Origin of the sequence: Cereibacter changlensis JA139 (genome assembly GCF_003034985.1) — a bacterium.
GTDB classification, from domain to species: Bacteria; Pseudomonadota; Alphaproteobacteria; order Rhodobacterales; family Rhodobacteraceae; genus Cereibacter; species Cereibacter changlensis.
In genome coordinates this window covers 1-5,931 of the sequence record NZ_PZKG01000191.1, presented here as the reverse complement: position 1 = coordinate 5,931, position 5,931 = coordinate 1, and the positions used below count along the sequence as shown (strand labels likewise).

3 protein-coding genes, 1 pseudogene and 2 other annotated features are annotated in these 5,931 nt (G+C 60.6%); of the genes and pseudogenes, 1 reads left to right on the top strand and 3 read right to left on the bottom strand.

Annotated elements, in window-relative coordinates:
- The 3 genes from C5F48_RS21375 to C5F48_RS21365 form a co-directional block, all read right to left on the bottom strand.
- On the bottom strand, positions 1-753 hold a 753-nt coding region (locus C5F48_RS21375), incomplete at its 3' end, for a universal stress protein (protein WP_107665786.1).
- Between the two features lie 11 nt (positions 754-764).
- Positions 765-2,255 carry a SulP family inorganic anion transporter gene (locus C5F48_RS21370; RefSeq protein ID WP_107665785.1) on the bottom strand — a complete coding sequence of 497 codons (1,491 nt, stop codon included), beginning with the start codon at positions 2,253-2,255 and terminating at the stop codon, positions 765-767.
- 66 nt (positions 2,256-2,321) lie between these two features.
- Positions 2,322-2,379: a sequence feature (sul1 is cis-regulatory element that is thought to sense ions involved in sulfur or methionine metabolism; They are found in Alphaproteobacteria), on the bottom strand.
- A 105-nt stretch (positions 2,380-2,484) separates the two neighbouring features.
- The gene (locus C5F48_RS21365) at positions 2,485-4,431 is read right to left on the bottom strand and encodes an acyltransferase family protein (protein WP_107665784.1); all 1,947 of its coding nucleotides are present in this window, start codon (positions 4,429-4,431) and stop codon (positions 2,485-2,487) included.
- A 246-nt stretch (positions 4,432-4,677) separates the two neighbouring features.
- Positions 4,678-4,733 (bottom strand) — a sequence feature (sul1 is cis-regulatory element that is thought to sense ions involved in sulfur or methionine metabolism; They are found in Alphaproteobacteria).
- 530 nt (positions 4,734-5,263) lie between these two features.
- Here C5F48_RS21365 and C5F48_RS21360 point away from each other — a divergent pair.
- Positions 5,264-5,931, top strand: a pseudogene (locus C5F48_RS21360) (Fic family protein); the annotation flags it as partial.

Genomic DNA, 5,931 nt, shown 5'->3' with positions numbered 1-5,931 from the left:
CACCAGAAGATCGAAGCTCTCCGCCTCGATCTTCTTTTGCAGCGCCACATCGGGCTCGCCCGAAACTATGGCGGTACTGGCTTGCAATCCGCCTGCCGCGAGGACTGCCTGCGCCTCGTCCAGCTTGCGTTGGCAGTCGCCGCCCCCGCTGCCCGAGCAGGCGAGGGTGATCTCAAGCCCTTCGAACACCGCGCTTTCCGCCATGCGCCGGATTGCAGTCCGCGCGCTGTCACCGCCATCATATGCCACCAGCACGCGAGAGATCGGCCGGTAGTCGGCCGTCGCCACGAAGACCGGCACTTTTGAGCTGCGTATGATCCGCTCGAGGTTCGAGCCGAGATGCCCGGCGGCGAAACCCGCTGCCTCGCCTCGCCGGCCGATCACCAGCGCTCGAAGCGTCGGCTCCAGCTCGGACACCGCCTCAATCAGGTCGCCCTGCCGCAGCCGCGGCGTCACCTCGGTGACCGCGCCTTCGGCGAGGATCGCCTGCGCGTCGTCGAGGATGGCGCGGCCTTTCGCCTGCGCCAGCTTCGCTCGCTGCGCGTCAAGCTCGGCCAGCTGCTCCAGCAGCGCCGTCCGTGCGCCGAGCTGCAGCGCCCCCGACAGGTCGCCGCCGGCGCCACCCTCCCGCCGCCCCAGCACATGCAGCAGCTCGACGGAAGGGCCCAGCCTCTGCGCGATCCAGGCGGCGTGCAGGCAGACGCTGCGCGAATGGGCCGATCCGTCCACCAAAGCCAGTATCTTGTTGGTCATCTTCATCCTCCTCAGTGCGCCATCAGCTTGTCCATCGCGCCCGGCTTGTCATGTATGGCAAGCTTGTCGACGATGGTTTCGGTTGCGGCGTTCATGCCTACGATCTTCACTTCGGCTCCGTCGCGGCGGAACTTCAGCACCGCCATGTCCAGCGCCTGCACTGAAGAGATGTCCCAGATGTGAGCGAGACTCACGTCGATCACCACGCGGTCCACAGCCTCCTTGAAGTCGAAGGCGCTCATGAAATCTTCGACCGAGCCGTAGAACAGCTGGCCTTCCACTACATAAGTCCGTTCGCGCCCGTCTTTCGAGAGACGCGATGTCACACCGAAGAGCTGAGCGATTTTGCCGGCGAAGAAAATGCCCGACAGCAGTACTCCCACCAGCACTCCGATGGCGAGGTTGTGCGTGTAGACAACGGTAACGACAGTAGCGATCATAACCACCGAGGAAGATCGCGGATGCGTCCGAAGCGCCTTGATCGAGGACCATGAGAAAGTGCCGATCGAGACCATGATCATGATCGCCACCAGCGCCGCCATCGGGATGCGGCTCACCAGATCGCCGAGCACCACCACCATGAACAGCAGATAGACGCCGGCGGAGAATGACGACAATCGCCCGCGCCCGCCAGATTTCACGTTGATGATGGATTGACCGATCATCGCGCAGCCCGCCATGCCGCCGATGAAGCCGGTTGCAGTATTGGCGACTCCCTGTCCGATGCATTCCTGATTGCGGTTCGATTTGGTGTCGGTCAGATCATCGACGATGTTCTGCGTCATCAGGCTTTCCAGCAGCCCCACAACCGCGACCGCCACGGAATAAGGCAGAATGATCAACAGCGTATCAATGGTCAGTGGTATGTCGGGGATGAGGAATACCGGCAGCGTGTCGGGCAGCGCTCCCATATCACCGACAGTGCGTACATCGAGACCAAGCGCCATGGACATCATCGTCAGGACGATGATGGTAACCAGCGGAGAAGGAACTGCGCGGGTAAACCTCGGGAAGATGTAGATGATGGCAAGGCCTAGGGCGACCAATGCATAGGTCAGTAGGCCGACATTGCGCGGGTCAAGCTCGGGCAGTTGCGCCATGAAAATCAGGATGGCCAAGGCATTTACGAAGCCGGTCATCACCGATTTCGAGACATAGCGCATTATGAAACCCAGCTTCAGAAGCCCCGCGCCGATCTGGATAATGCCGGCGAGCACTGTGGCGGCGAGCAGGTATTCGAGCCCGTGATCTCGAACCAAGGTGATCATCAGAACGGCGGTTGCGGCTGTTGCCGCCGAGATCATGCCGGGTCGGCCGCCGACTATGGCGGTGATGACGGCAATCGAGAAGGAGGCGTAGAGCCCGACCTTAGGGTCAACCCCAGCAATGATGGAGAAGGCGATGGCTTCGGGGATGAGCGCGAGCGCCACGACCAATCCGGCAAGCAGATCGGCACGCATGCTGCCTAGCCATTCCTGGCGATAGGTGGAGAATGAAAACATGAATATTCCGTTCCTGACCGACGGCTTGTTCGGAAGCGGGTCGGCAGAGTTCTGTTGAGTCTGAACGGTGGTCCGGCGGTTCGGCGGCCGGAAGAGCCACCCGGGAGTCGCACCCGGGTCCAGTCGATATGAGGGCTATACCTGCGATCTTCTAAAAAACCAAGAGCATCCGGCTTCATAAAGACAGCGAAAGGCCGAGATTTCAGGCGGGCGGTCAAGTCTGTCCCAGTCAGGATCCACTTCCTCCCTTCACAAACTCATGGTCCTCGAACCACTGCCTGAACGCCGGCAGGTCAAGCACCCTCTCTGAGCCATACCGCGTGAAATGCATCGCGTCAGACAGCAGGAGCCGGCTGTCGTCCACGAAATAACAGCGTTCGTCCCGGCACATAGCGGTATGAGCATAGACCTTCGTGAGGTTCGGCAGCCGGACGCGATTGAGAACATCGAACGTCACTTCGCTCGATGTCTGGAAATCGTCCATTTCCACGAAGTATTCGGCCAGGATCGCTCGATTGCGTGCGAAATAGCGCCCCACCGCATCCAGGATCCTCACGCTGGCGCGCGGATACGGCATCACCAGCAGGACCGGTACGCCGAACCGGCCGAGAGTTTCAGAGATGTCGGCGGCGACCAAGTTCCGCTGTTCCTCGGTCATCTCCCGGATGCTGGCGCCGTCATAGGTCGTCGAGGCGCCAAAATCGCTCCAAAGCGCCGCCGTGATGATCAGATCGACGCCGACCTCTTCCAAATAGAGCGACGCGCGCCGGATGTAATCGGCACAGGCCCCTGCGATATGCGTCGTCGGAATGGTCCTTGTCGCGGGCAGGCACATTCCGTGGGTCAGCTGCAGCACCTGCACGTCCTGATCCCGGAAGCGGTCAATGAGAGCTGGCGCAATGCTTGCTGCTACAGAATCGCCGATGATCGCCACCGTCCTGCTACCCTCGCCGAAACTGCAGCCTTCGGTTGGGAACCGCACGGGTCCGTCGCTGATCTGGAACAGGCAGCGCGATGACCATTCGCCCGCGGCGAACTGCTGCCGTGCCTCCGCAGGAAAGCGCTGAGGAAAGCCGTTCATTGACATCATCAGCACGCCCGTCACCGCAAGACCCACCGTGCCCGCTAGACCCCCGACGATGGCCGCCCGGGCATGGCGGAAGGTGAGGCCGCCCTTTCGCCGGAAGGGGAGCTCGACGAAGCGCCACGTAAGCCAGCCGAGCAACAGAGAGGCGATGGACAAGCCCAAAAACGCCTGCGGCGAAGGCTCTTCAAAACTGGACAGGCGCGCGAAGGCGAACAGAGGTTGATGCCAAAGATAGGCGCTGTAGCTTATCAGGCCGATCATGACGATCGGACGCAGTGACAGCAGTTTGCCCACCAGCGTTTCACGAGTTGCGAAAAGGATGATCAGGGCTGCGCCAGCCACTGGCAGCAGCCCGTAAGCGCTCGGCATTGGGGTCCACTTGTGGAACTTGTCGATGGCGACGAGGATCATCAGCAGGCCCAAAGCCGCGAGCCACGAGTTGCCTTTCTGCGGCCTGTTCAACAGCACGAGCGCACAGAGCGAGCCGGCAAGAAGCTCCCATGCGCGAAACGGCGTCAGATAGAAGCTGACCGGCACAGACGCCCACCGCAGGGCTTCGGCGACGACGAGGCTGCCAGCGGCTATGGCAAGCAGTATCCAGAAGACGACGCCGCGTCCGAAGCGCCACAGCAGGATGAGCAGGATCGGAAACAGCACGTAGAATTGCTCCTCCACCGCAAGGCTCCAGGTGTGAAGCAGCGGCTTGATCTCGCTGTCGGCTTCGAAATACCCGCCTTCGCGCCAGAGCTGGATGTTGGAGGCGAACAGCAGCACCGCGATGAGGCTGCGGCCGAACTCGAAAAGTTGGTTCGGCATCATGGTGACGACAGCAAGAGGTACGCAGACCACCAGGACGAGGAACAGCGCTGGCAGGATCCGACGCGCGCGGCGTGCATAGAACTCGGAAATGGAAAATCGTCCGTCCTCAAGCTCCTGTGCGATGATCGTTGTGATCAAATATCCCGATATGACAAAGAAGACGTCAACGCCGACAAAACCTCCTGTAACGACAGGAAAGTTGGCGTGAAACAGAATGACTGGAATGACGGCTAGTGCGCGCAGACCATCGATTTCTGGTCTATATTTCATGGATTGCCTTTTAAGAAGTTCTTAATAATGGGCAGGCAGATCTTTATGATTGCGTGATTGACCAAGGTAGAACTTGGCTAATATTGAAGAAATTATTGGCAGACCAAGAATGGTCTCAGGATGCCAGAACGTCAGTTTCCGCTGAGGAAAACTGCCACGTTAAGCGCCGCTCGAAGTAAATTCCATTTTCCCTCACAGCTACCCGAGCGCTGTAGCGCTCGGGGATCTTCGACTGGGCCATCGAAAAATTGTCCGGCGGGTCGGCGGCCGGAAGAGCCACCCGGAATCGCACCGGGTCCTGGTGAGTATGAGCATCGTAGCGGATTTTCGTCAGGTGGCAATCAGCTCAGCGATGACGGTTTTGCGAGTGCCTGTGTTCCTGAGGTAGCAGCCGGTGGAACCCGCGAAGTTTGCCGAGTTCTCCACGCAAAGGCTGATCGACCCTTCATCCACATCCTGCGTTATTACTCGACTTCTGCCGGTCCGAATGGCAGCTATCGAGCTTGCCGCTGCGCCGCAGAAAGTCGGGTTGCACGGCCGGAATGGGCCGGCTGCCATCGTCGCCAGGGCTTCGCTGCGGCAATCCTCCGGCGCTTCGGCAAGGCGATCGGCTGTCTTGCTGTCTGCGCAGTGCAACGGCGCTCGGCCGTGGCCACTGATCGGGCACCGGGCTCACCACGCACCCCAGATCATACCGATTTCTACATTCTTCTACAGCATGATGGCCTTTCGACATCCGTGATTGATCTTCCGCCGGATGATCCTATAACGATTTTCGACACTGCCACACGATTTGCGGCCACAATCCGCGCAGATGAGGCCTTTTCGACGCATGAGACCCGACAGCCTTACGCCGCGCTTCTTCCAGGATGAGCCCCTTCCCGAAGGCGCCAGCCTTGCGGGTTGGGCCGCACTGGTGTCCGCGTTCGACATTCCTGCGCCGGTGCGCAACCCGACCTGCATCTCAGACCGACATGTGCGCGGCAACATGCGCGCGGATGGTATCTGGCAAGTCTATGACAAGCGGTACCTGCCAGATGCGACGCTGGAGGGCCATCTCGGCTTTGCACTGCGGCACGAGAACATCGACCTCCTGATCCTCAAGCGTGTGTTTGACACCGTTCCGGAACAGGACATCGAAGCGATCGTCCGCGCCACACCGACAGGCACCTTTTCCCGGCGGCTGTGGTTCTTCTTTGAGACCCTGACGGGGCGGAGGCTCGAACTCGAGGATGCGCCTACCGTCACGGCGGTCCCGGCTCTGGACCCCGCACGCTATTTCACCGGCAAGGAGCGCTTCTCGCAGCGCCACCGCATACGGGACAACCTGCTTGGCACCGGTGCCCTCTGCCCGATGATCCGGCGCACCGAAAGGCTCAAAGCCCTGATCGCGCTCGATCTAGCAGAGCGGGCCAAAGAAACCATCGGCAAGACGGGCGGCCATGTCGTGGCGCGTGCGGCGAGCTTCATGCTGCTGGCCGACAGCCGTGCGAGCTTCGA